Source organism: Campylobacter sp. CNRCH_2016_3089, assembly GCF_025772505.1.
Classification (GTDB): Bacteria; Campylobacterota; Campylobacteria; order Campylobacterales; family Campylobacteraceae; genus Campylobacter_D; species Campylobacter_D lari_D.
The window spans coordinates 162,579-188,487 of the sequence record NZ_JAKMSF010000001.1 but is presented as its reverse complement, the minus strand read 5'-3'; the positions used below and the strand labels follow the sequence as shown (position 1 = coordinate 188,487).

At 29.6% G+C, this 25,909-nt stretch carries 22 protein-coding genes; 11 read left to right on the top strand and 11 right to left on the bottom strand.

The features are described 5' to 3' along the window. Positions 1-18 precede the first annotated feature (18 nt). Together fbaA and L8W69_RS00970 are read right to left on the bottom strand one after the other, a co-directional pair. A complete protein-coding gene (gene fbaA, locus L8W69_RS00975) occupies positions 19-1,083 on the bottom strand; it encodes a class II fructose-bisphosphate aldolase (RefSeq protein WP_133318824.1) in 1,065 nt (354 codons plus the stop codon). Continuing rightward, positions 1,083-1,898: a peptidylprolyl isomerase gene (locus L8W69_RS00970; protein WP_133318823.1), complete on the bottom strand. Its 816-nt coding sequence runs from the start codon at positions 1,896-1,898 to the stop codon at positions 1,083-1,085. Before L8W69_RS00970 ends, fbaA begins: the two co-directional genes overlap by 1 nt. A 78-nt stretch (positions 1,899-1,976) precedes the next feature. On the opposite strand from L8W69_RS00970, the gene nth reads away from it, so the two are divergent. After that, positions 1,977-2,600 (top strand): endonuclease III, encoded by a 624-nt coding sequence (gene nth / locus L8W69_RS00965; protein WP_133318822.1) that lies wholly within the window; start codon positions 1,977-1,979, stop codon positions 2,598-2,600. Between the two features lie 28 nt (positions 2,601-2,628). Here the strand turns inward: nth and gltS are convergent, their stop codons facing one another. The 4 genes from gltS to L8W69_RS00945 form a co-directional block, all read right to left on the bottom strand. After that, a complete protein-coding gene (gene gltS, locus L8W69_RS00960) occupies positions 2,629-3,837 on the bottom strand; it encodes a sodium/glutamate symporter (protein WP_133318821.1) in 1,209 nt (402 codons plus the stop codon). Between the two features lie 114 nt (positions 3,838-3,951). Further along, on the bottom strand, positions 3,952-5,292 hold the full coding sequence (locus tag L8W69_RS00955; RefSeq protein ID WP_263666189.1) for a TolC family protein: 1,341 nt from the start codon (positions 5,290-5,292) through the stop codon (positions 3,952-3,954). A gap of 1 nt (position 5,293) precedes the next feature. Further along, the gene (locus L8W69_RS00950) at positions 5,294-7,225 is read right to left on the bottom strand and encodes an ABC transporter permease (protein ID WP_263666188.1); all 1,932 of its coding nucleotides are present in this window, start codon (positions 7,223-7,225) and stop codon (positions 5,294-5,296) included. Next, entirely contained in the window at positions 7,222-8,355 is a 1,134-nt protein-coding gene (locus L8W69_RS00945; protein WP_263660067.1) for an efflux RND transporter periplasmic adaptor subunit, read from the bottom strand. Before L8W69_RS00945 ends, L8W69_RS00950 begins: the two co-directional genes overlap by 4 nt. Positions 8,356-8,488: 133 nt before the next feature. Between L8W69_RS00945 and L8W69_RS00940 the strand changes: the two genes are divergently transcribed. Together L8W69_RS00940 and L8W69_RS00935 are read left to right on the top strand one after the other, a co-directional pair. Then, positions 8,489-9,097, top strand: a complete 609-nt coding sequence (locus tag L8W69_RS00940; protein ID WP_133318817.1) for an NAD(P)H-dependent oxidoreductase — start codon at positions 8,489-8,491, stop codon at positions 9,095-9,097. Positions 9,098-9,166: 69 nt separating this feature from the next. After that, positions 9,167-12,679, top strand: coding sequence for an acyl-[ACP]--phospholipid O-acyltransferase (locus L8W69_RS00935; RefSeq protein ID WP_263666186.1), 3,513 nt, complete (start codon positions 9,167-9,169; stop codon positions 12,677-12,679). A 30-nt stretch (positions 12,680-12,709) separates the two neighbouring features. On the opposite strand, the gene L8W69_RS00930 is transcribed toward L8W69_RS00935, so the two are convergent. Further along, positions 12,710-14,719 (bottom strand): CocE/NonD family hydrolase, encoded by a 2,010-nt coding sequence (locus tag L8W69_RS00930; RefSeq protein WP_263666185.1) that lies wholly within the window; start codon positions 14,717-14,719, stop codon positions 12,710-12,712. Further along, the gene (locus tag L8W69_RS00925; protein WP_133318814.1) at positions 14,716-15,966 is read right to left on the bottom strand and encodes an MFS transporter; all 1,251 of its coding nucleotides are present in this window, start codon (positions 15,964-15,966) and stop codon (positions 14,716-14,718) included. The genes L8W69_RS00930 and L8W69_RS00925 overlap by 4 nt, the downstream gene beginning before the upstream one ends. A gap of 251 nt (positions 15,967-16,217) precedes the next feature. On the opposite strand from L8W69_RS00925, the gene L8W69_RS00920 reads away from it, so the two are divergent. The 7 genes from L8W69_RS00920 to mnmH are packed head-to-tail and all read left to right on the top strand — an operon-like array spanning position 16,218 to position 21,471. After that, the gene (locus L8W69_RS00920) at positions 16,218-17,162 is read left to right on the top strand and encodes an NAD(P)-binding domain-containing protein (RefSeq protein WP_220567115.1); all 945 of its coding nucleotides are present in this window, start codon (positions 16,218-16,220) and stop codon (positions 17,160-17,162) included. Further along, positions 17,156-17,848 (top strand): tRNA1(Val) (adenine(37)-N6)-methyltransferase, encoded by a 693-nt coding sequence (locus L8W69_RS00915; RefSeq protein ID WP_263660941.1) that lies wholly within the window; start codon positions 17,156-17,158, stop codon positions 17,846-17,848. The genes L8W69_RS00920 and L8W69_RS00915 overlap by 7 nt, the downstream gene beginning before the upstream one ends. Beyond that, positions 17,838-18,209 (top strand): YkgJ family cysteine cluster protein, encoded by a 372-nt coding sequence (locus L8W69_RS00910; RefSeq protein WP_263660942.1) that lies wholly within the window; start codon positions 17,838-17,840, stop codon positions 18,207-18,209. The genes L8W69_RS00915 and L8W69_RS00910 overlap by 11 nt, the downstream gene beginning before the upstream one ends. Continuing rightward, positions 18,185-19,420: a tetratricopeptide repeat protein gene (locus L8W69_RS00905; RefSeq protein WP_263666184.1), complete on the top strand. Its 1,236-nt coding sequence runs from the start codon at positions 18,185-18,187 to the stop codon at positions 19,418-19,420. The genes L8W69_RS00910 and L8W69_RS00905 overlap by 25 nt, the downstream gene beginning before the upstream one ends. Then, on the top strand, positions 19,405-20,007 hold the full coding sequence (locus tag L8W69_RS00900; RefSeq protein ID WP_263666182.1) for an indole-3-glycerol-phosphate synthase TrpC: 603 nt from the start codon (positions 19,405-19,407) through the stop codon (positions 20,005-20,007). The genes L8W69_RS00905 and L8W69_RS00900 overlap by 16 nt, the downstream gene beginning before the upstream one ends. Continuing rightward, positions 20,007-20,495, top strand: a complete 489-nt coding sequence (locus tag L8W69_RS00895) for an HIT family protein (RefSeq protein WP_263666181.1) — start codon at positions 20,007-20,009, stop codon at positions 20,493-20,495. The genes L8W69_RS00900 and L8W69_RS00895 overlap by 1 nt, the downstream gene beginning before the upstream one ends. Continuing rightward, on the top strand, positions 20,488-21,471 hold the full coding sequence (gene mnmH, locus L8W69_RS00890) for a tRNA 2-selenouridine(34) synthase MnmH (protein ID WP_263666227.1): 984 nt from the start codon (positions 20,488-20,490) through the stop codon (positions 21,469-21,471). Before L8W69_RS00895 ends, mnmH begins: the two co-directional genes overlap by 8 nt. Here the strand turns inward: mnmH and L8W69_RS00885 are convergent. Genes L8W69_RS00885 through L8W69_RS00875 form a run of 3 tightly spaced genes read right to left on the bottom strand, consistent with a single transcriptional unit; the run spans position 21,466 to position 24,894 of the window. After that, complete coding sequence (locus L8W69_RS00885) at positions 21,466-22,986, bottom strand: inorganic phosphate transporter (RefSeq protein WP_133318806.1); 1,521 nt, start codon at positions 22,984-22,986, stop codon at positions 21,466-21,468. The genes mnmH and L8W69_RS00885 overlap by 6 nt on opposite strands. Before the next feature lie 43 nt (positions 22,987-23,029). After that, positions 23,030-24,130, bottom strand: coding sequence for a 4-hydroxythreonine-4-phosphate dehydrogenase (pdxA, locus tag L8W69_RS00880; protein ID WP_263664426.1), 1,101 nt, complete (start codon positions 24,128-24,130; stop codon positions 23,030-23,032). After that, a complete protein-coding gene (locus L8W69_RS00875) occupies positions 24,127-24,894 on the bottom strand; it encodes a pyridoxine 5'-phosphate synthase (RefSeq protein ID WP_263662541.1) in 768 nt (255 codons plus the stop codon). The genes pdxA and L8W69_RS00875 overlap by 4 nt, the downstream gene beginning before the upstream one ends. 55 nt (positions 24,895-24,949) lie before the next feature. On the opposite strand from L8W69_RS00875, the gene L8W69_RS00870 reads away from it, so the two are divergent. Further along, positions 24,950-25,909 carry a Ppx/GppA family phosphatase gene (locus L8W69_RS00870; RefSeq protein WP_263666180.1) on the top strand — a complete coding sequence of 320 codons (960 nt, stop codon included), beginning with the start codon at positions 24,950-24,952 and terminating at the stop codon, positions 25,907-25,909.

The window sequence follows — 25,909 nt, the reverse complement described above, 5'->3', positions numbered from 1 at the left end:
CTAAGAGTTATAAAACTCTTAGTTTCTATCGATACAATTTAAATCGCTAAAAGCGCACTCTAAGCGTTTGATCATACTCTCTTCGCCCGCTCTAAGCCATACTCTTGGATCATAATATTTTTTATTTGGCTTATCTTCTCCATCTGGATTACCAATTTGGCCTTGCAAATAAGCTTTATTTTTAAGCTCATACTCTCTAACACCATCCCAAAAAGCCCATTGTGTATCTGTATCAATATTCATCTTAATTACACCATAGCTAAGTGCTGCTTTGATATCCTCTATATCGCTACCACTGCCACCATGGAAAACAAAATTGATTGGTTTATCTTCACCAAGATTGAATTTTTCTTTTACATAATTTTGAGAGTTTTTAAGAATTTCAGGTCTTAAAATCACATTTCCTGGTTTATATACTCCATGTACATTACCAAAACTAGCTGCAATTGAAAATCTATCACTAATTTTAGAAAGTCTCTCATAAGCTAATGCTACATCTTCAGGCTGAGTGTATAATTTTGCATTATCAATATTAGTATTATCCACTCCATCTTCTTCACCACCCGTACATCCTAGCTCAAGCTCTAAAGAAATTCCAAGCTCAGACATTTGTTTTAAATAATTCTCACAAGTGCCTAGATTACTTTCTAAATCCTCTTCACTTAAATCAATCATATGAGAGCTAAACAAAGGCTTACCTGTTTCTTTTTTAAACTCAATATTTGCTTCAATCAAAGCATCAATCCAAGGAAGTAATTTTCTAGCAGCATGATCTGTGTGTAAAATTACTGGAACTCCATAAGCTTTTGCCATTAAATGCACATGTCTTGCACCACTTATAGCACCAAGCACATCAGCTTTTGGACAAGCTTTTCCTGCTACAAATTTAGCTCCACCATTTGAAAATTGAATAATCACAGGTGAATTAACTTTTTTAGCACTTTCTAAAACCGCATTAATAGAATTTGTCCCCACGACATTTACCGCAGGGATAGCAAATCCTTCTTTTTTTGCATAATTATATACGGTATTTAGATCATCGCCACTTAAAACACCTGGTTTGACAAGATCTAATACACCCATTATTTATATTCCACTTTTGCTTTTTGACGAAGCTCTTGAGCTTTTTTATTCATAAGTTCTTTAAATTCTTCCATTTTGATATTGCTTTCAATACCTGCTTTTACTTCATTATAACTCATAGTACTTTTCGCTCTAGCATCTTCTTTTAAAATAATATGATATCCAAAATCACTTTTTACTGGTGTTTTAGAAATAGTGCCTTTTTTCATAGAAAAAGCTGCATCAGCAAATGGTTTTACCATAGTTGATTCAGCAAACCATCCAAGATCACCACCTTGAGCCGAAGAACCTTTGTCGATTGATTTTTCTTTTGCAAGTTGAGCAAATTTATCATTTAAAGCTTTTCCACTTAACTTACTAAGCTCGGCAATAATATCTTTAGCTTCTTTTTCACTAGTTACCAAAATATGCTTAGCTTTTACTTGAGCTGGTTTAGTAAATTTATCTTTATTTGCTTCATAGTATTTTTTAGCCTTAGCATCATCATTTTTGATAGAATCAAAAATTTTCTTTTGATAGATATTTACCATGATAGCTTCTTTAGCACGCTCTAATTCTTCTTTATATGAAGGATCATTTTCTATTTTTTGAGCTTTAGCGTCTTTTAATACAAGTTGTTGGATGATATATTGATCAATGATTGCTTTTTTTTGTTCAGCTGGTAAGTCAGTGATTTTAGCACCTCTTAACATAGGAGCAAAAAACTCATTTACTTCTGTATCGCTAATATTGTTTCCATCAAGGGTTGCAACCACCGCAGCATTTAAACTCAAACCTGTTAATAAAGCCGCAGCAACTAAAGAAATTTTTTTCATTGTTTTTCCTTTGAAATAGTTTTGTTGATTTTATTATATCTAAACTTTATTTAAAGCCGATTAACATACAATAAGTTTATGAAAAGAAATTTAGAAATTAAAGAATTATTTTTAAAACATTTTGGACAAGCAAAAACAGAATTAGTTTTTAGTAATGCTTATGAACTTATAGTTTGTGTTATGCTTTCAGCTCAATGTACTGATAAAAGGGTTAATCTCATCACACCGGCTTTATTTAAAGCTTACCCTAGTGTGCAAGATTTAGCTAAGGCAAATTTATCTTCTTTAAAACTTTTGATTAATTCTTGCTCATTTTATAATAATAAAGCACAAAATTTAATCAAAATGGCTCAAGCAGTTTGCGAGCAATTTAATGGTGAAATTCCAATGGACGAGCAAGATTTGAAAACTCTAGCAGGCGTAGGACAAAAAACTGCACATGTAGTGATGATAGAATGGTGCGGGGCTAATTGCATGGCTGTAGATACCCATGTATTTAGAGTTTCACACAGACTTAATCTTAGCAAAGCCAAAACTCCTGAAGAAACCGAAAAAGACTTAACTAAAATTTTTAAAGATAATCTAAACTATCTTCATCAAGCTATGGTGCTTTTTGGGCGTTATACATGTAAAGCTAAAAATCCTTTATGCAAAGAGTGCTTTTTAAATCATTTATGCAAAAGTAAAGATAAGAAAATTTAATCTAGCACCAATTTAGTGCTAGATGATTTTAATGAAAGAATGGTAGATACAAGAAAGCATTGATGACTAAAGCATTTACTATATCTATGAAAAACGCACCCACTAAAGGTACAATAATAAATGCCATATGGCTCATACCATAGTGATTTGTTACAGTTTGCATATTTACCATAGCTGTTGGAGTAGCGCCCAAACCAAAACCACAATGTCCTGCTGCTAAAACTGCTGCGTCATAATCTTTTCCACATACCCTAAAAGTGATAAATATAGCATAAGCAGCCATCATAGCAACCTGAACAGCTAAAATTACCAACATCGGTAGTGCAAGAGTTACTAAATCCCAAAGATTAATAGTCATTAGAGCTAAAGCTAAAAATAAAGACAAGCTTACATTACCTAAAACTGATACTTCTCTATCAAATACATGATGAATTTTTGTAGCTGATAAAACATTTCTTAAAACCACACCTACAAAAAGACAATACACAAAAGTTGGTAAAGTAAAACCTGTATTTGTTTTAATATAAGTAGACAAAGCACTACCTATTAATAAACATAAAGCAATTAATGCCAAAGATTCTATAAAAGAAGAAGGTGTGATTAGTCTTTCTTTTTCTGGAGACTGGAAATTTAAAATCGCATCTTTATCATCATTTTGCTTTGGAACTACTAACTTATATTTATTGACTAAATATCTTGCAACAGGCCCACCTATGATACCACCTGAAATAAGCCCAAAAGTAGCACAAGCAATAGCAACAGTAGTTGCACTAGAGTAAAAATAAGGTTCTTTAATAAATTCAGCTGCCCATGCTGCACCTGTTCCATGACCGCCACTCATTGTAACAGAACCTGCTATAAGTCCCATTAGTGGATTTTGCCCCATAGCACTTGCCACACCTATGCCAACTATATTTTGCGCAAAAAGCAAGCCAACAACAACAACTAAAAAAATTGCTAATTTTCTTCCACCCTTTTTTAAAGAAGCAAAATCAGCTAACAAACCAATACTTGAAAAAAATGCAAGCATTAAAGGATCTTTCATAGATTCATCAAATTTAATATCCAATGAGAAGAAACTATGTAAGATCAAAAGAATAATCGCAGCAATCCCACCACCAACAACTGGCTCAGGGATATTATAATCACGAAGAAATTTTACCCTTTTAATGACAAATACGCCTAAAAGCAATACTATAACCATAGTAACTAGCGTTGCATAAAAATCAAATTTCATAATTCTCCTTTGTTTGATTTATTTATCAATTGTATTCTAAATGACTTTAAAACAACGCAAATAAACAACACTCTTTTCTTATAATATTACAAAATGAAACACTTTTAGTCTTTTTTACTCTGAAATTAAAACAATATTATGATATAAATTAATATTTTTAAGCAAAGATAGCTTTGCTCTGCTAAGCTCTTGGAGTGAATTTATAAACAAAGCGTCCGCATCAAGATAATCTTTTAATTCACTGCGACCTAATTCATATTTTTCTAAATATAGCTGTGTAATTTTTTCTTGATTAACATTAATGTCTTTTACTAATTTTAACAAATCATTATAATACTTGTCATTTTCATAACAAAAATTAAATTCATGGATAGTTCTTTGTAATACATCTTTATATTCAACCAAACGAGCTTGGTATGTTAATTCAGAAATTTTTACATTTTGTTTTACTCTATAAAAGTCCAAAAATGGTAAGTCAATGGCGACATTGCCTCCTAAAATTAAAAATTTAAAACTTTCATCAATATTCTTATCATTCCCATCTAAATTTCCCAATATTTTTATGCTAGGTAAAATACTTTTTTGCACACTTGTATAATCCTTGTAAGAAGCCATAAGTTGATTTAGTTTTGCTTGAACTTGTGGTCTATAAGCAAGCATTTTTAATTCTATATCAAAATTAATTTTTTGCAAAGAAAAATCTTCAAGAGTATAATTTAGTATTTTATTAATCAAATGCTCATCATCTTTACCCAGTAAGTCTTTTATATTTTTAAGAGTTAAGTCTTTATTTTGCAAATTTGTAATGATATTTTGTTTAGTGTTTAATAAAGATTTTTTAATATTTAAAAGATCTATATATTCAACTTTTCCATAATTAAGTTTAGTAGTATAAATTTCTAGCATTTGCTCTAGATTTTTTAAATGTTTGTTTAATAAATGATCTACATCATTGAAATAAATAAATTCAAAAATACTATTTATCGCTAAATTAATCGTATCAAGCTCTAAAGAGTGCAACTCATACTCACTCGCCTTTGCTAAAAATTCAGAACTAGCAACTTGATCTGAAATTTTGCCATATATATCAAGCTCATAATTTAACATAATGCCATTTGAAAAACTATGCGTTTTTGTGCCATTGTTTAAATTTTTTCTTATATTTGCACCAAAATTTCCACTCAAAGTAGGATAAAGATCTAAATTTAAAAGCTTATATCTAGCTAAGGTACTTAAAAAATTAATCCTTGCTATATTTAAGTCTTTATTATTATCAATAATAGCTTTTAAGATATTATTTAAGTCTTGATTGTTATATTTTTCCCACCAAGCCTTGCTTGCGTTAAAATCTTCAAAATATTCTTTTTTTATTTGCTCTTGAGATACTTGCTCTAATTTTACACCTATGCAGGCATTTAAAAAAAAGGCTATAAAAAATAATAAAAATATTCTCATCTCATTCCTTTGATAAAGCACTAATAGGATTTAAATTTGCTGCATTTTTTGCTGGGAAAAATCCAAAAACCACTCCGATTAAAACCGAACTTAAAAGCCCTAAAAATACCGAATTTAATGAAAGTATCATCGTAAAACCAAAATTTAAAGAATTAAATACTTCAATGATGATAAAAGAAAGCATTACTCCAAAAATAGCCCCTAAAGAACAAATCAACACAGCTTCGATTAAAAACTGCATTAAAATATCTTCTTTTCTAGCTCCAATAGCCATTCTAACTCCAATTTCTCTTGTGCGCTCACTTACTGAAACAAGCATGATATTCATCACACCAATACCACCTACTATCAAAGATACCACTGCAATAGAAGAAATAAGTAAAGTCAAAGTAGCAGTATTTTCCTCAATGGCATTTTTAATCGCGTCAGAATTTATAGTAAAAAAATCTTTTTTTCCGCGTTTAATCTCTAAAATTTTTACCATAGCTTCTTCAGCCAAAGCAGGATTTACCTCATCTTTTACCTTAGTTACTATGGCTCTTATTTGTTTATCTCCTGTGATTTTATTCATCAAAGTAGAATAAGGAGTATAAATTTTAATGGTATTTTCATCAGCTCTAAAGCCTTTATTATCTCTTTCTTTTTTTAAAACACCAACTATAGTTAAAGGTTGCTTGTTAAAAATCACGCTTTTACCTAAAACATCTTTAACGCTGATATTATCAAATAAAATTCTCAAAGCATTTTCATCTATAATGCAAATATTAGTATTATCTTTTATATCTTCATTATTAATAAACCTACCATCTACCATCACAAAACCTCTAAGTCTTAGATGATTTGGTCCTACTCCATAAATTCTAGCTTGTAAAGAATTATTCTTATAAGTTACCACCCCTATTTTACCCACATCTGCTTCTACTGCTTCTAAATAAGGCAAAGAACTTAAGGTTTTTAAATCGCTTAAATTAAGCCTTGTTCTGCCTGATCGAATATCTCCCAAGCCACGCCCTGAAACAACTTCTATGGTATTAGTCCCAATAGAGCTAATAGAAGCAAGTATGTTTTGTTGGGCTCCAAGCCCTAAAGCAACCACGCAAACTACTGAAGCTATGCCTATGATAATACCAAGCATAGTAAGCAAAGAGCGTAGTTTGTGTGCTACAATGGAAGCTATGGACATTTTTAAACTTTCAAAAAGCTGATTTTTAAGCAAATTAAAGCTTTTTTTCTCTTTTGGCATTAACTTAGTTTTTATTTCATCTGTTTTTTTTGCACCATTATCACTTATAATCTTACCATCTTTAATTTCTATAACTCTTTTTGCTCTAGCAGCTATTTCTCTATCATGAGTGACTAAAACTACGGTGTGTCCTTGCTCATTTAGTTTATTTAAAATTTCTAAAACTATCTTACCGCTTTTAGAATCAAGCGCACCCGTTGGCTCATCTGCTAAAATAAGCTCACCACCATTCATCAAAGCTCTTGCTATGGAAACTCTTTGCTGTTGCCCACCACTTAGTTCATTTGGCTTTGATAATTCTTTATGATCAAGCTCTAAAAAAGAAAGTAATTCTTTAGCCTTTTGTGATCTTTCTTGTTTGTTTTTACCTGCATAAACAGCAGGTAAGGCTACATTATCTTTAGCATTTAAAAGACTAAGCAAATTATATCTTTGGAATATAAAACCAATTTTTTCGCGTCTAATTCTTGCTTTTTCATCTTTGCTTAAATTAGTTACTTCATATGCATCTAAAAAATATTTTCCACTACTTGGTTCATCAAGTGTGCCTATAATATTTAAAAGAGAGGTTTTACCACTTCCTGATTGTCCTATAATGGCTACAAATTCTCCCTTTTGAATATAAAGATTAATATTTTCTAAAATAGTTGTATTATTAATCTTTTTTTGTATATTTTCTAAGCGTATCATTTTTTATTTTTACCTATGATAACTAAATCACCCTCATTAATACCATCTAAAATTTGAGTATTTAAACTATCTTTGATACCTAATTTAACAGGTGTTTTTACACTTATATTATTGGCTTTTAAAATTTCTACATAATAACCACTTGTATCGCTTTTTATAGCTAAAGTTGGTATAACTAAAGTATTATTTTCTGTTTTAATAGCAATTTCATTTTCTGTACTCATACCTATGCGTAAAAAATTATTATCATTTTTTACAAAAACCCTTGCATAATAATACACAGCGCTAGTGCTAGTACTTGAGTTTGAGTTTAAATTTGTATTGCTTGTTGCATCACTTATGGTAGTATTTGCTGGATCTATACTTGAAATAGTTGCTTCATATTTTTTATCAGGCTCATTTAAAATGCTAAATTTTACCTTTTTTCCAACACTAATTTTATTAATATCAGCTTCAGCTATTTGCATACGAATTTCCATTTCACTTAAATCAGCCAAGCGCACTATACTTGGTGTATTTTGGTTTGCATTTACAGTTTGCCCCTCTTCAACTGCTACATTGATAATCTCACCCTTACTAGGTGCAGTTATAGTAGTATAAGCTAAATCTTTTTGAGCATTTTTTAAAGAAATTTCAAGTTGAGTAGTTTGAGCTTTTAAATCAGCCACATTTGCTCTTAAGGCATAAAAAGTATTTTTAAGATTTTCAAGATTTTCTAAAGAGGTAGCCTTTTTGGCATAAAGTTTTTGCTCTCTTTGGTATTGTTTAGTAGCTATATCAAGAGCGATTTTTTTACTTTCTAAATTTGCCTTTGCACTTTCAAGTCTAGCTTTAGTAATATCTAAATCATTTTGTTGTTTATCTTTATCAATTTGTGCGATTAAATCACCCTCATTAACACGATCGCCCAATTTTACATATAGTTTAGTAATTTGCCCACTAACTTGTGCACCAACATCAACTTGGGTTTTTGCATAAACTTCACCTATTGCTTCTATGCTTTGAGTAATGTCTTGTTTTTTAACCTCATAAGTTAGATAATTATATTCTTCCTTATTTGCAAAAAAGTAAAAATACACCCCTATAATAAGTATAATCAAAAATATGCTCAAATAAATTATTTTTTTCATTTTAATCCTTTAAAAACCGCATAATAAAACATTTGTGTGAAGTAAAAATAAAATTGTAGCAATAAAATATAATTTTAACAATTTTAAAGCTTATAAGGTATAAGATAAATTAAACTAAAAATAAGGAAATTATATGCAAGATTATTTAAATTTAATGCAAAATCGCTCTTCCATTAGAGCATATACTCAAGAAAAAATTTCTAGAGAGAACTTAGAATATATCTTAGAATGTGCTAGATTATCTCCTAGTTCTTTAGGGCTTGAACCTTGGAAATTCTTGGTTTTTCAAAAAGATGAACATAAAAAAGAAATTGCCAAAATAGCTAACAATCAAAATCATGTAGCAAATTGTGCTGCTATTATTGTTGTGATCTCAAGAGCTGATTTTAAAGATTATTTTGAAGAAAAACTAAAAAAGCGTGGTTTAAGCCAAGAAGAATTAAACAAACGCTTGCAAACCTATAAGCCATTTTTAGACGCAATGGATTTAGAACAAAGTTTTATTTATGCAAAAGAGCAAAGTCATCTTGCTATTGCAAATATTATCAATGCTGCTTATAGTTTAAATTTAGGTTCGTGTATTATCGGTGGCTTTGATAAAGATAAAATCAATCAATATTTAAATTTAGACACTACCAAACAAAGAGTATCTATGCTTATTGCTCTAGGACATGCCCAAAAAAATTCTAGTACAGAAAAAGCTCGTTTTGCATTTAATGAAGTGGTAGAATTTAAAGATTAATCAAATATCAAAACTCCATTTAAATTTTATATAATAAAATAATATTTTTAAAATAAAATGGAGTTTTAAATGCAAGGAAATTTTTTAAAGATTTTTGGCGTATTGCCATTTTTAGCAGTAGCTTTTATTAACGCTTTTGTGGATTTAGGACACAAAATCATCATACAAAATACCATTTATAAATTTTATGAAGATAGCACCCAACTTTTTCTAACTGCTATTGTCAATGCTTTAATGCTTTTGCCTTTTATTCTTATGCTTTCACCATCTGGATTTTTAGCGGATAAATTTCCTAAAAATAAAATCATGAAAATATCTGCATTATTTTCAGTAATATTAACTTGTATTATTTGTTTGTGTTATTATCTTGGAGCATTTTGGCTTGCATTTACAATGACTTTTATCATGGGAGTGCAATCTGCCTTATACTCTCCTGCAAAATATGGCTTTATAAAAGAATTAGTAGGAAAAGAGTTTTTAGCTATGGGAAATGGAGCTGTCAATGCAGTAAGTATTGTGGCTATTTTAGCCGGTATGGCAGTATTTTCTCTAAGCTTTGAAATGCTTTTTGAGTCAAATTTTAACACTCCTTCGGATATTTTAACACAAATTGCACCTTTGGGTTTTGTATTAATAGCTTTTGCTTTATTAGAACTTTTTTTAGCTTATAAACTTCCTAGCTTAAAAGAAGAAGATAAAAATTTAAGTTTTGATAAAAAACAATATTTACAAGGAAAGCTTTTAACCTCTAATTTAAAAACAATATTTTCTCATAAAATTATTTGGCTTTGTATTATAGGAATTTCACTTTTTTGGGCCATATCACAACTTTATTTAGTGAGTTTTCCTGTATATGCAAAAAATGATCTTTTTATAGAAAATACCTTTTATGTACAATGCTCTTTAGCTTTTTCTGGTATAGGAGTGATTATAGGATCGCTTGTTAGTGGTAAGTTTTCTAAAAATTACATCGAATTAGGTCTTATACCACTAGGTGCTTTAGGGGTTTTTCTAATGAGCATTTTAATGCCATTTTTAGAAAACTTACTAAGTTATAGTGTAGTGTTTTTTATTTTTGGTTTAAGCGGAGCATTTTTTATCATACCTTTAAACTCTCTAATACAATTTCATGCAAAAGAAAATGAACTAGGAAAAGTCTTAGCAGGAAATAATTTCATACAAAATATTTTTATGTTAGGCTTTTTAGCACTAGCTACTTTTGCTGCTTATGCTAAAATTGAAGTGATAAATTTATTTTATTTTATCATCGCTGTAGCATTTTTTGGAAGCGTTTATGTGCTAAGTAAATTGCCTTTTTCTTTAGTGCGTTTATTAATGAGTATAGCGTTTTTTCAACGCTATCGTTTATTAGTAGAAGGTTTTGAGAATATTCCTGAAAAAGGTGGAGCATTATTACTTGGTAATCATGTATCTTTTATAGATTGGGCTATTGTGCAAATGGCTATACCAAGAAAAATTTATTTTGTTATGGAAAAAAGCATTTATTCTAAGTGGTATATTAAAATTTTTCTTGATAAATTTGGAGTTATTCCTGTTTCAAGTGCTTCTAGTAAATCAAGCTTAGAGCTTATTGCTATGCATATTAAAAATGGAAATTTAGTTTGCCTTTTCCCAGAAGGAGTGCTTTCACGCCATGGACAGCTTAATGAATTTAAAGGTGGATTTGAGTTAGTTTGCTCAAAATTAGAAGAACAAGATGGAGTGATTTTACCTTTTTATATTAGAGGACTTTGGGGAAGTGCTTTTTCAAGAAGTGATGAAGAATTTTCAGCAAGAAACCGCAAAATAAGCAAAAGAAAAATCGCTATTGCTTTTGGAAAAAGCTTGCCAATACACACTAAAAAAGAAGTGGTTAAAGCAAAGGTTTTTGAACTTTCATTTATTGCTTGGAAATCTCAATGTGAAAGTATGCATACTATAGCCAGAGCTTGGATAGATAGCGCTAAAAGAAATTTAAGTCAAATAGCTATTGTTGATCCTTTAATAGGTGGTATTACCTATAGAAAAATGCTTGCTTTAAGTTTAGTTTTTAGCTCTTTTATAAAAAATAGATCACATGAGTTAAATATACAACCTACCCAAGGAAGCTATGCTCCAAAAGAAGAATGTGTAGGAATTTTGCTCCCTGCTTCCATGGCTAGCTCTCTTTGCAATCTAGCTGTATTACTTGCAAATAAAATCGTGGTAAATTTAAATTTCACAGCAGGTGTAAAAGCAATAAATCAAGCCATTCAAAGTTCTCAAATTCAACAAATTTATACTTCTAGAAAATTTATGGAAAAATTAGAAAATAAAGGCATAAAACTAGAATTTGAAGAGCATGTTAGAATTATTTTTATGGAAGATATTATCGCAAACTTTAAAAGACAAAAACTCAAAATCTTTTCTATGCTTGCTTTAGTAAGTATCTTACCTACTTGTTTAATAAAAGCATTATTTGCATCTAATAAACAAAACCTTGCCATAGCTGCTATATTATTTAGTAGTGGTAGCGAGGGAGTGCCTAAGGGGGTAATGCTAAATAATCGTAATATTTTAAGCAATATAGCTCAAATTTCAGATGTATTATGTGCAAAAAATGAAGATGTTGTCTTATCTTCTTTGCCACCTTTTCATGCTTTTGGATTAACTGTAACTACTTTTATGCCTTTATTAGAAGGGATTAAAAGCATAACACATGCTGATCCAACAGATGCGCTAGGTGTAGCAAAAGCTATAGTAAAAAATAATGTTAGCATTATGTGTGCTACTTCAACTTTTTTGGGTATTTATGCAAGAAATAAAAAACTTGATGCGATTATGTTTGAAAGCTTAAGGATTATTGTTTCAGGTGCTGAAAAACTCAAAAGCGAAGTAAGAACTGCCTTTGAAATGAAATTTAAAAAACCTATTTTTGAAGGCTATGGAGCTACTGAAACCACTCCGGTTGCAAGTGTGAATTTACCGAATAAATTTGATCCTGACTATTGGATTTTACACCGTGCAAATAAAGAAGGTAGTGTAGGTATGCCTTTACCAGGAAGTGCTATACGCATAGTAGATCCATCTACTTATGAAAGTTTAAATCATGGAGAAGATGGATTAATACTCATTGGTGGCCATCAGGTTATGGTGGGTTATTTAAACAATAAAGAAAAAACCGATGAAGTTATCAAAGAAATCGATGGCATACGCTGGTATAATACCGGCGATAAAGGCCATGTAGATGAGGATGGCTTTTTATATATAATAGATCGTTATTCTCGTTTTGCAAAAATTGGTGGCGAGATGATATCTTTAGGAGCTTTAGAAGAAGAAATTGCTAAATTTATCAATACAGATATAGTAAAATTTTGCGCAGTTGCACTAGATGATGATAAAAAAGGTGAAATGGTATGCTTATTAGTAGAATGCCAAGAGCAAGATTTTGAAGGAATTTGCGAAGCGATTAAAAACTCTACTATGCCTGCTATTTTTAAACCAAGTAAATATTTTAAAGTAGAACAAATTCCACTTTTAGGTTCTGGTAAAGTGGATTTAAAAGGCGCTAAAGATTTAGCTAAAATCTTGCAAGAAAATTAATTCCCAAAGTAAATTTTACTTTGGGAAATTTTATAAACTATTTCTTTTAGTTTTACAATCATATTTTTTATCAAAAACAAGCTTATTATTTTCCTTAACTACTAATTTTCCCTTAATATAAAAATACTCCAAATCGCTAGTTTGTGTTAAGATTATATCCGCCTCCATCATACAACCCTCGCGTCCTATTTGCATTGTTTGGATAATGGTATATTGCGCGCTTAATGGATTTTCATTTTGAAGTTTTAATTCTCTTTTTAAATTATGCTTTACTAAAACATCAACCTCATCAAATCTATAAACACCTTCTCCAAAAACCCCGCCAACACCATCTGTAATACAAGTCCAAGTATCGTTTAAAATATCATAAGAAATGCTTCTATCTACCCTACCTTCTTCTAAAAGTGTTATTGGGGTTAAAGGAGCACTTTGTGCTTGCATATTGATTTTATCGCTATCTTGACCATTAAAACATGGTAAATTAAATTCACACTCATTTAAATCTAAAGTCAAGGTTGAAATTTTTGGCATAGGCCAAAACATAGGCCAAAAAGAATTTGCTAATGATAATCTTATCTTAGAACCCTTGGCAAATCTATATCCACAAGCATCAAGTTTGATTTGCTTTTGAATAAATTCATCTTTTTTTAAAGGTATAAATTGCTCTTTATTATCACTTAATGCAAGATTGATTACTCCATAACTTACTCTTTTTACAAAACCATCAGCTCTAACTTCACTAAGTTGAGCAAAGAGCATAGCTTTTTCTTGATCGCTTGCAATTTTTACATTTAACATAGGAAAGCCTAAGACATCTAAATCTTGTTCTAAAAAATCACTTTCAAAAACAACTGCCATCCCATCATCCAACCTTTGATCGCTAGGACTTTCTCCTAAAACACCAGCTCCCATCCACTCTCCTGATAAAAGCCCATGATTTAATGGAGTGTTAATTTTGATAAATTCACTTGATTTTTTACATGTTAGTTTATACGGATTTAAATAGTATTTTTTATAGCTAATATCATTTTCAAAATCATTTAAAGCAACAAAACGACCTTCTACTTTCTCTGTTTTTGAATTTGGCTTAGAGCTATTTTCAATATATGCTTGTATCATAGGAGCTTCAAGTGCATCGTTTTCTTCATTTTTAAGCCATTTATCCCACCATTTAAGTGCTTCTTGTAAAAAACCCATTGCAGGCAAAGGTAAGCCATCATGAGGATAAACATGAGCCCAAGGACCAACGATAGCTTTTTTTGGAACTTTCAAAGCATTCATTAGAGTAAAAACAGGATTAGTATAAGAATCAGCCCATCCATCTAATGCAAAAACAGGAACTTGTATATCATCATAATTTTCCCCAACAGATCCATGCTTCCAATAATCATCTTTTAAAGTATGCCCAAGCCATAATGTGGGCCATAAAGGCATGTTCTCAAGCCTATTGAACCATTTTTTTCTACCATTTGGATCAATTTTTGGATCAACAAAGCGTGATTGATATGCAAGCATGATATTACCCCACCAAAAATTATCATTAAGCAAACATCCGCCTTTATAATGAATATCCTCATTAAACCTATCATCAGTAAAACCTACTACTATAATTGCTTTTAAATTTTTAGGTCTTCTTGCTGCAACTTGTAAAGAATTAAAGCCGCCCCAAGATTTACCCATCATACCAATATTCCCATCACACCATTCTTGCTTTGCAATCCACTCAATGACTTCTAAGGCATCATCTTGTTCTTGTTTTAAATATTCATCTTCTAATAAACCATCAGATTCCCCGCTTCCTCTAATATCAACCCTAACAACCGCATAGCCATTACCACTAAAATATCCGTGCATAGGCTCATCTCTGCCCCTTGTTCCATCATTTTTTCTATAAGGAATGTATTCTAATATAGCAGGAACTTTTTCTTTTACTTGAGGAAGCCAAATTCGTGATGAAAGCTTAGTGCCATCTTTTAAAACTATCCATTCATTTTCTATTACTCTAACCTTGTTTTTAAAGTTAAAAACAATTTCCTTCATTTCATCTCCTTTTTATTGTATTTTTTAATCCAAATCAAACAAAACATTACACCCAAAATAGCCATAACTATCATTATGGTAAAATATATATGAAAACCTTTTACACCTGGGTATCTATCTAATAAATCTCCAGCAAGTAATGGTGCAAAAACTTCAGGCAAATACCCAAAAGTAGATACAATACCTATAGCCATACCCGCTAAATGTATAGGAATTTTTCCCTCACTAAGTAAAGAATAATAAATTCCAAAATTAGAATACATAGCTATATAAATTATGACACAAGCAGAAGTTAAAACACTCATTTGTAAAAATCCATTTAATTTTGAACTAAGCATTAAAAAAATAACACCAATTCCCATTAAAATAAAGCCTATCATCATTATTTTAGCTTTTCCATATCCATCTGCTATAAATCCACCCACTACAGAAGAAACCGGACGAATATATTGAGCCAATACCGTTAAAATAGCTGCAAAAACAGCAGAAGTTCCTATAACATTGCTTGCATAAGGAGTAAAATAATAAAAACTCATGTTAAAAAAATATGTACAAAAAGTAATAGCAACCACAAGCCAAAGAGCAGAATTTTTCAAAAGAAAAACCAAGTCTTTGATTTTAATCTTCTCACTTTGCTCATTAATATCATCTTTCAAAAGAAAAAACAATAAAATAGCACTTACAATAGGAGCTATAGAATAAAACACAATAACCATTTCTATACCTTGTGCGGCTAAGGCTTTTGTTTGAAAATATCCAAAAATACTCGTAGCTATAGCCAAATGTGCAGCACCAACAACTCCTCTACCGCCTTCAAAAATTCCATAAGCCCTTGCTTGTTCTTTAGAATTTGCTAAGCTCCTTACTATTTTCATCAAAGAAGGCCAAAAAGTTAATAATGAGGTAATCCCCCAAATTCCATAAATAATCAAAAGTGCATTTAAAGAAGTAAAATATAAATGCAATAAACCACCAAGTCCTGTAGCAATTAAAGAAAAAATCAATAACTTTTTTGGTGCAAAACGATCTGCTAAATAACCTCCTAAAGCATAAGAAAACAAACCAAGCAATCCATAAGCACTACCCAAAAGCCCCATTTCAAAATTATTTAAATGATAAAGACTCATATAATCATCATAATAATACTTTCTAAAATAAGGCAAACCATAAATAATAGATCCGCAAAAGGATAATAACAATAATGTTAAAAAATTATTTTTTAAACTTTGTCCTGTATTTTGTCCCATCAAAAACTCCTTTTGCATACTATATATAATTTTTATATTTTTTTGCTTTTATATAAGTGATTTTATGCAAAAAATATTATAATAATATATTTTTTACACATTTTAATCTACTTTATTATAAAATTTTATTAATTTAATAATTTATAAGCATAAAAAATTTATTTACAAAATAAAAATAATTTCTGTTTTTTATTTTTTATTATTGTTTTTTTGATACATTTACATAAACTAAAAATTAAAAAAGGGAAATAATGAAAATTTTTGATATGGTAGTTATTGGTGCTGGCCCTGCAGGTATTGCAGCGGGAGTAGAAGCTAAAATAAAAAATAAAGAAGTTATTGTTTTAGAAAAAGCTGATGCGATTTGTCAAACCTTAGTAAAATTTTACAAAGAAGGTAAAAGAGTAGACAAAGCTTATAAAGGTTGTGATAGCACAAATCACGGGCATATAAATTTTGAAGATGGAACTAGAGAAAGCACAATAGAAACTTTCCAAAATGCCATTAAAGAGCATAATCTTGAAGTAAAGCTTTCTAGTGAAGTTGAAAGTGTTAAAAAAGATGGAGAAAATTTCATAGTTAGCACTGCAAATGAAAATTATATTTGTAAAAATGCAGTTATTGCCATAGGTAGAATGGGTAAGCCAAATAAACCAAACTATACTTTACCTATAACTTTAACTAAAATCATCAATTTTAATGCAAATTCAACAAGCCAAGATGAAAAAATCTTAGTTGTAGGCGGTGGAAATTCAGCAGCAGAATACGCTATAGATTTAGCTAAAAATAACGATGTTACACTTTGCTATAGAAGAGAAACTTTCTCAAGATTAAATGATATTAATCTTGAAGATATTCAAAAAGCTTTTGAGCAAGGCAGTGTAAAAGCAAAACTCGGCATAGATATAACTGGTATTGAAGATGAAAATGGTAAAGCTAAAGTAAATTTCACTAACAATACAAGTGAAATTTATGATCGCATTATTTATGCTATTGGTGGTTCAACCCCACTTGATTTCTTACAAAAATGCTCTATAGAAGTTGATGAAAAAGGTGTGCCAAGCTTTGATGAAAACAAAGAAAGTAACGTAAAAGGATTATTTGTAGCAGGTGATATAGCGAGTAAAAACGGAGCTTCTATTGTAGTGGGTTTAAATGATTCATTTAAAATCTGCGATCATCTTTATAAATGCTAAAACTCTTTCAATATTCAAAAGGCTATCGTTATAATAATGATAGCCTTTTACTTTTTGACTTTTTATCTAAAAATAACTTAAAAGGAAATATCCTTGATATAGGATGTGGATGTGGAATTTTAGGACTTTTAGTAAAGCAAAAATTTCCAAATTCAAAAGTTTATCTACTAGATATTCAAGAGCAAAATATCAAACTAAGTTATAAAAATGCCAAAGAAAATAAACTTGAAATTCAAAGCATTTGCGAAGACTTTTTAAACTATAAAAGTGATATAAAATTTGATTTTTTGATCTCTAATCCTCCATTTTATAAAAAAAATACACAAAAAAGCCAAGATTTGCATTTATGTATATCAAGATATCAAGAATTTATGCCGCTTGAGAAGATGTTTGCTAAAATAAATACTTTAATCAAGCCAAATGGTAGTTTTTTTATGTGCTATGAGGCAAGTTTTTTAGATGAAATTTGTGCTTCTTTAAAGCAATTTAAATTAAAGCTAGTTTCTCTTCAATGCATTCACACCAATACACAAACTAATGCAAGGCTTGTTTTAATGCATATTAAAAAAAATAGTAAAAGCCCTTGTGTGATAATGCCTACGCTTTTTATGTATGAAAATAATGTTTTAAATCCAAAAATTAGCGAAATTTATGAAAATACAGGAACTATAAGCTATGATATGTGAAAAAAACTTTGATTATTCTTTTGATGAAAATGCTTGTAAAACATGCGGTGGAAAATGCTGCACTGGAGAAAGTGGATATATCTATGCTAGCAAAGAAGAGCTAGAAGCTATTGCTGCTTTTTTAAATTTAAGCTTTGAAGCCTTTAAAGAACAATACCTTATCAAAGTTGGATTTAAATATAGTTTTAAAGAAGTAAAGCATGAAAATGGCTATCGTTGTATTTTTTTTGATACAATGTATAAAAAATGTTTAATTTACAAGCATAGACCAAAACAATGTAAAACTTTTCCATTTTGGGAGTATTTTAAAACACACAAAGAGGAGTTGAAAGAAGAATGTATAGGGGTTTGCTTTCACTAATTATCGTTTTTATCCTAACAAACCTTGCTTTGGCTAAAAGCGAAGATAAAATCTTACAAGCACTCATTTATGAAGAACATGGACAGTTTCAAAAAGCATGTGATATTTATACAAATTTATTTCATGAAAATAATGAAAGTATCTATTTACAAAAAGCATTGCTTTTAGCTTTGGGTGCTAACTTAAAACAAAAAGATGAACTTTTAAAAGCCTCTAAAGAATTTTTAAATCATACAGCTATTGCAAGATTAAATGCTTTGCATTTTTTTGAAATAGGAGATTATAAACAAGCCGAAACTATACTTTATAAACTCATTAAAGAAGAGCAAGATTATAGAAACTATGAAATACTAGGTGATATTTTTGCTAAAAAAGCTTTATACACCAAAGCTTTAGAGCAATACAATCTTGCTTATAAGCTTTTTGAACATGAAAATTTATTACTTAAAATAGTTGAAATTAATATTAAAAATAAAAATATCGATCAAGCTAAAAAAGCTTTAGAAGAATTTGTAAAAAATTCACAATGCACTCTTAAAACATGCACCCTACTTTTAAAAATTTATCAAGAGCAAAAAAACAATAAGGCAAGCATTCAAACCCTTGAAAAACTATATAAACTCAACAATGATATTAAATATATATATGCTATAATAGAATTACTAGTGCAAGAAAAAAATTATAAACAAGCTCTAAATTTAGTCCAACAATACAACATAGATCCTGATACTAAAATTTTCTTATATACACAAACAAAAAATTATAAAAAAGCTTACGAAATAGCTTTAAAACATTATGAACTTAGCAAAGATAAAAAATACCTTTCTATGGCAGGGGTTTTAGAATTTGAAATTTATATGGATTCTAAAAGTAAAAAAATCACGGATCCAAAAATTCTAGCTTCTATTATGAAAAAATTTGAACAAAGTGTAGATGTGCGTAGCGATGCTTTATATCAAAACTACTATGGCTATGCCTTAATCGAATATGATATTGATATTGCAAAAGGCATAGAATTAGTAGGCTGGGCGCTTGAACAAGAACCACAAAATCTTTACTACCTAGACTCTTTAGCTTGGGGCTATTATAAACTTAAAAATTGCAAAAAAGCTTATGAAATTTTACAAAAAACATTCCACGATAAAGAATTTGCAAATTCCCAAGAAAGCAAAGATCACTTAAAGGCCATTGAAAAATGTTTAAAACAATAGATTTAAAAAATCATTTTTCAAAAACACAAAAAATTCTAGAAAATAAAAAAGAAATTTTTCCTTATGATATGCTAGGCAGAAGCCTAGCTTCTAATGCTTTTTATCCTAAAGATATTTACACACTTTTGCTTGAAAGAAAACTTTCGCATTTTTTATACTCCAAAGATTTAAATTTTAATCATGAAAATTTTGATGCTATCGTTTTACCAACAAGTCCTTTGCTTAATCAAGACATACAAAATTTAAGTCTTTTTAGACGCTATCATGACAAACCCATTGTGCAATTTGACTTTATTTTTGATGAATATCAAATTTTGGAAAGCTTGGTATATGGAGCTGATGCGTTTATTGTATTTCCTAAAATACTAAAAACTATGCAACTAAAAAAACTTTATAATTTTGCAATACATCTTGGCTTAGAGGCCATTTTTTATATTGAAAGCAAAAGCGATCTTAATAATGCTATTTTAGCAGGAGCTAGAATTTTTTTATTAGAAGATGAAAAGCTATTACCTTTGATACCAAAAAATAAAGCTCTTATAAGTAAAAATATCAAAAATCTACATGCTTGCATAAAGGAGAGTTGATGGAGTATTTATACGCACCTTGGAGGGATGTTTATTTTAATAATAAAGATAAAAATTTTTGCCCTTTTTGTCATTGTAAGTATGAACTCAATGAAGATGAAAAACTTGGGGTAATTTTTAGAGCTAAAGAATGTTTTGGCATTATGAATAAATACCCTTATAGTCCGGGTCATTTCATGATTATCCCTTATGATCATTTAGAAAATATAGAAGATTTAAATAATGATACATGGCTAGAAATTAGCCATTTTGTGCGTATTGGAGTTAAAATTTTAAAAGAAAACTTTCATGCTAAGGGTGTTAATATAGGTATGAATTTAGGCAGTGCAGCAGGAGCTGGCATAGCGCCGCATTGTCATTATCATTTAATCCCAAGATGGCAAGGGGATACAAATTTTATCACTACCATAGGACAAACTAGAGTTTGTGGGAGTGATTTGGGAAAAGTTTATACCACCTTATGCAAAGCTTTTAAAGATTATGTATAAAGAAGTTGATTTTGAAAATTTTTTAAAATTTAATTTTGATCTTTTAATTGATGTAAGAAGTCCCAAAGAATACAAACTTGCTCATATAAAATCTGCGCAAAATTACTACGCACTAAATGATAATGAATTTGAAGAAATAGGCACACTTTATAAGAAAAATAAAGGCTTAGCTAAAGCAAAAGGCGCAAGTTATATTTGTAAAAATATGAGTGAACATATTAATAAACTTTATCAAAATTATAAAATAGGTTCTTTGGTGGGAATTTATTGCGCAAGAGGCGGTAAAAGATCAAAAGCTATTGCTTTAATCTTAGCTGAACTTGGTTATAGAGTTGTAAGATTAGAAGGTGGATACAAGGCCTATAGAAGTTATGTGAGTGAGTTTTTTAGGAAAGATTTAAATATTGAGTTTTTATGTCTTTGTGGCAATACAGCAAGTGGTAAAAGTGATTTAATCCAAACTTTAAACAATGCTTTAAATTTAGAAAAACTAGCTAATCACCAAGGATCAAGTTTTGGTAAAATTTATGGAGAACAACCAAGCCAAAAAGCCTTTGAAGATAAGTTGTTTTATTTTTTAAAAGATTATACTCACAAAACTTGTTTTATAGAAGCTGAAAGCAGACAAATTGGAAATTTAACTATCCCGCTAAATTTATATAATAGTATGCAAAAAGCTAAGAAAATTTGGTGCGAGTGTGATATAAATTTACGCATTCAAAGAGCTTTAAAAAACTATACTCCAATGGATAAAAAAGTGTTTTATCAATGTGTTGAGAAAATCTCACCCTATATCAGTAAAGACTTCAAGATAAAACTTTGTAAAAATTATGAAGAGGATAATTTAGAACTTTGTGTAAAAATGCTTTTTGAATATTATGATAAAGTATATAAAAAACCTGCAAAAATTGATTATTTTATAAATAGCTCTAATTTAAATGAAGCTAAAAAATATCTTATGAGTTTAAACTCATAAGATTATATTTACAAAAATTACAAAAATAATACTTGAAAGAATTCCAGCAACTGGTAAAGTAATAACCCAAGCTAAGCCAATAGGTTTCATCATACCCCATTTAGCATCTTTATTAAACACCCCTATACCTAAAATAGCACCAATTAAAATATGGGTTGAGCTAACTGGAATTCCAAGTTGAGTTGCTAAAAGTATAACAATACTTGCACCAAGTTCAGCACTAAAGCCTGTTGTTGGCTTAATTTCTGCTAGTTTTGAACCAACAGTTTGAATAACTTCTTTACCTAAAAACCAAAGTCCAATAACCAAAGCTATACCAAACATAAGCATTACAGCAAATGGCACTGGCGAACTTGGATTAATGGTATTATTTTTAAGCACATCCAAAATCGCAGCAAATGGCCCAAGAGCATTAGCTATATCATTAGCTCCATGCGAAAAAGCAAAACTAGAAGCAGTAAAAATTTGAAACCACGAAAAAATCTTTTCTATAGTTTTATTTACTTCAGTTTTTTTCATCAATCTTACAACAGCCAAAGTAACTATATAAGCAAAAATAGAAATAATAGAAACTATCCATAAATTCTGCACCATATCTAAAGTAGAAACTTTATTTAAACCTTTAAATAAAAACATTGACGCTATTATTAAAGCAGCTATCCCTGCAACCAAAGGAACATGAAATTTCATTTTAGAAAAAACATCTATATTTTTTTCTTTTTCTTTTAATTCTTTAATTTTTAACTTATATTCACTTCTTTTTTCATCATCATCTAAAACAATGGCACTTAATTCTTTAATTTGCTCTTCTTGACTTTTGTTTTTTAAATTGATAAAAAAATTTTCTTTAAACTCCTTTTTTTCTTTTTTAATTTCTTTTATTTGCATATTAATCAAAGCCGAAGGTTGAAGTATTTTTTTATAAATATAAGCATAAATTAAATACGCCACAAGTCCACCAAGTAAAGGAGAAATAACCCAACTCATAGCTATTTTATAAATACCATTCCAATTTACCATAGAAAAAGCTTGGTCTTGATCAAAAAATACAAACCCCATAGCTATACTTGAACCTACAATACCACCTATAATGCTATGAGTAGTAGAAACTGGAAGTCCTTTTTTTGTTGCTATAAATAACCAAATACCTGAACTTAGCAAAGCTGAAAGCATAACACATACAAACACCATAGGATCAACACTATCTGGTAAAACCACTATACCACTTCTTATAGTATTAGTTACTTCCCCACCTGCAAACACAGCCCCACTTAATTCAAATACTGCTGCAATAATTAAAGCTTGCTTGATAGTAACTGTCTTAGCTCCCACGCTAGTGCCAAATGAATTTGCAACATCATTACCGCCAACATTAAAGGCCATAAAAATTCCAAATACACTAGCAAGAATAAATAATATCATGGAATTATTAGGAATGTAATTATAACCCCAAACAAAAAAACACAAAACGCTTACAATAAAAATAAAAAATGCAATGGTATTGTCTTTACTCAAGCATTCTCCTTAAGAAATTATTTTAAGAATATTTTAGTAACTTTTACTTATTTTTTTCTTTGATTTGTAAAAATTGTAAAGCAGATTTTACTGCTTGCATATAACTTTGTAAGTTTATTTTTTCATTTTTATAAGCCCTATCATAAGCTGTTCCATGATCAACACTAGTTCGAATTATGGGTAAATTTAAACTCGCATTAATACTTTTATCAAAATACAAAGCTTTTAAAGGTGCTAAAGCTAAATCATGATACATACTGACTAAATACTTGCATTTACTTAATGCAAAAGGAGTAAAAGCACTATCGGCCACTAAAGGCTCACTTAAAAAAATATTTTCCTTATAAGAAAACTCTTTTTCTTTTTGACTTAAAAAATATTCATTTTCTAAATTTTGTAAATTTAATGCATGATCTTTTAAAAATACATTTGCCATTCTTATAGCTTTTTTTATTTCCTGCTCTTCTTCTCCGCCTATTACGCCATTATCACTTGCATGAGGATTAAAACCCAAAACTCCAATTTTTTCAAATAAAGTGCATTGATAAAAATTAATTAAAAATTTCGCAAGTTCAAAAGCCTTAATTTCTTTATAAACATCTCTTAAAGGCATATGCTCAGTATATAAAGCCACAAAAAGCTCATCACACCCTAACATCATAATAGCATCTTGTTTGAAAAAATCTCTTAGTGCCTCAGTATGACCTTTATAGCTCACTCCCCCCATTTGCCAAGTTTTTTTATTAATCGGTAAAGTTACTAAAGCATCTAAAAATAAATGCGTGCAATAACTAGCTCCTTCAAAACTTAAAAAAGAATAAGCTCCACTTTTAGCGTCTAAATTTGCAGGATTTAACTCAAAATCAAAATCAATAATTTTATTAGCTTGATACGAAAACTCATAAATTAAAAAATTTTCTTTTTCTTCTTTAAAGGCAAAATGTGGTTTTAAAGCATTAGAAATTTCAACTAAATTGATTTTAGATTTAGGATTTATTTTCAAAAGCTTACTTGCTTTTTGAAATAATTCATAATGTACAAAATAATATGGCTCACAAATTTTTACTAGCTCATCATGACAAGATAATAAAATTTGCATACCTATACCATTTAAATCCCCTATGCTAATAGCAATTTTTTTCATCTTTTAATCAAAGCTTTCATTTGCAATATAGCTTTTTCTAAGCCTACAAAAACCGATCTTGCTACTATGCTTTGACCTATATTTAACTCTTCTATTTCTAAAATATCCACAATATTTTTTACATTTTTATAATTAAGCCCATGACCAGCTGCCACTCTTAAATTTAAACCCTTAGCCAAACTCGCACTTTGTTTTAATCTTTGGAGTTCATTTTCTAAAAGCTTTTTAAGTTCATTTTTACTTAAAATTAATTCAGGCAATGCATAAGAAGTTTGATTGATATTGGTATATAATGCATTATAAATATTAGCATACAAGCCTGTATGAAGCTCTATAAAATCAGCATTTAAAGAAGATGATTTATTAATATCTTCTAAATTTGGATCAATAAACAAAGAAACTTCGATTTGCTCTTGCTTTAAAGCATTAATGGCTTCTTGTAATTTTTCATTGTCTAAATTTAAACCACCTTCTGTTGTAAGCTCTTGTCTTTTTTCAGGTACTAAAGTAACGCGCGAGGGTTTGTATTTTAAAGCATATTCTATCATATCAATAGAGCATTCTAAATTCACTACACACTTGCAATATTTTAAGATATTTTCTAAATCAAACTCATTAGCATGACGACGATCTTCTCTTACATGGATAGTGATTTGATCAGCTAAATTTGCACTCAAAAACGCAGCTTCAAGCAAATCAGGATCATTTACTTTTCTAGCTTCTCTTAAAACTGCTATATGATCGATATTAACCCCTAAAAGCATAAGTTTTCCTTATAAGTTTTTTGCTATTATACTTTAAATTTTTTAAGGAGAGCTAGTGCTAGGTATTGATATGGGTTCAAATACATTAAGAGCTGTTTTGATGGATGAGAATTTTAATAAATTAAAAAGCGAAGAATTTATCATAGGAGCAGCTAAAAATATGCAAAATGACACCATTAGTGATGAAGCTATAGAAAGAATTTTTAGCGCTTTAAAAATCTTAAAAGAAAAAAAATATGACTTAAGTCAAGCTAAAGCAGTCGCCACAGCTGCTTTTAGAAAAGCAAAAAATACTAAGCTTATTTTTGAAAAAATTCAAAAAGAATTTAAACTTGATATAAAATTAATCGATACAAAAACCGAAGCAAAACTAAGCGTTTTAGGTATGCAAGAGCGTCTTAAAGCTCTTAAACTTTTTAGAAAAGACTTAAGTTATTGTGATTTGGGCGGTGCTTCTTGTGAAATTTCAAATGATAAGTTTAGCAAAAGTTATGATTTTGGAATCATTAGTTTTTATGAAAGAATGCATTTTAAAGCCATAAAACCAAATGCTTATGTAAGTTTTTTTAAAAAATATCCACAAAATCTTGTGCGTATTAAAGATGAAAAATTAAAAATTCATCTAAGCCCCTACCCTGCGCATTTAAAGCAACTTGCCTTAAAAGCTTTTAATCTTAGTAAAGATATAAAATTAAAAGGAAATTTTTTCATACTAAATTCAGGAGTACCTACCACACTTTGTGCTTATAAACAAAACATAAAATACAAAGACTACCTAGAAGAAAGTGTAAATGGTAAAATACTCAAACGCAAAGATTTTTTTGATTTTGCATTAAAAATTTGGAATTTAGAACAAGAAAAAGCTAAAATTTATCTTGGAGAAAATAGAAAAAAATACCTCATAGCAGGCTCAATGATACTTTTTGCTTTATTTAATAAGCAAAAGCTCATTGTGATTGATGATGGTGTTAGAGAAGGTGTGTGTATAGCACATTTTAAAAATATCAAATTTTAA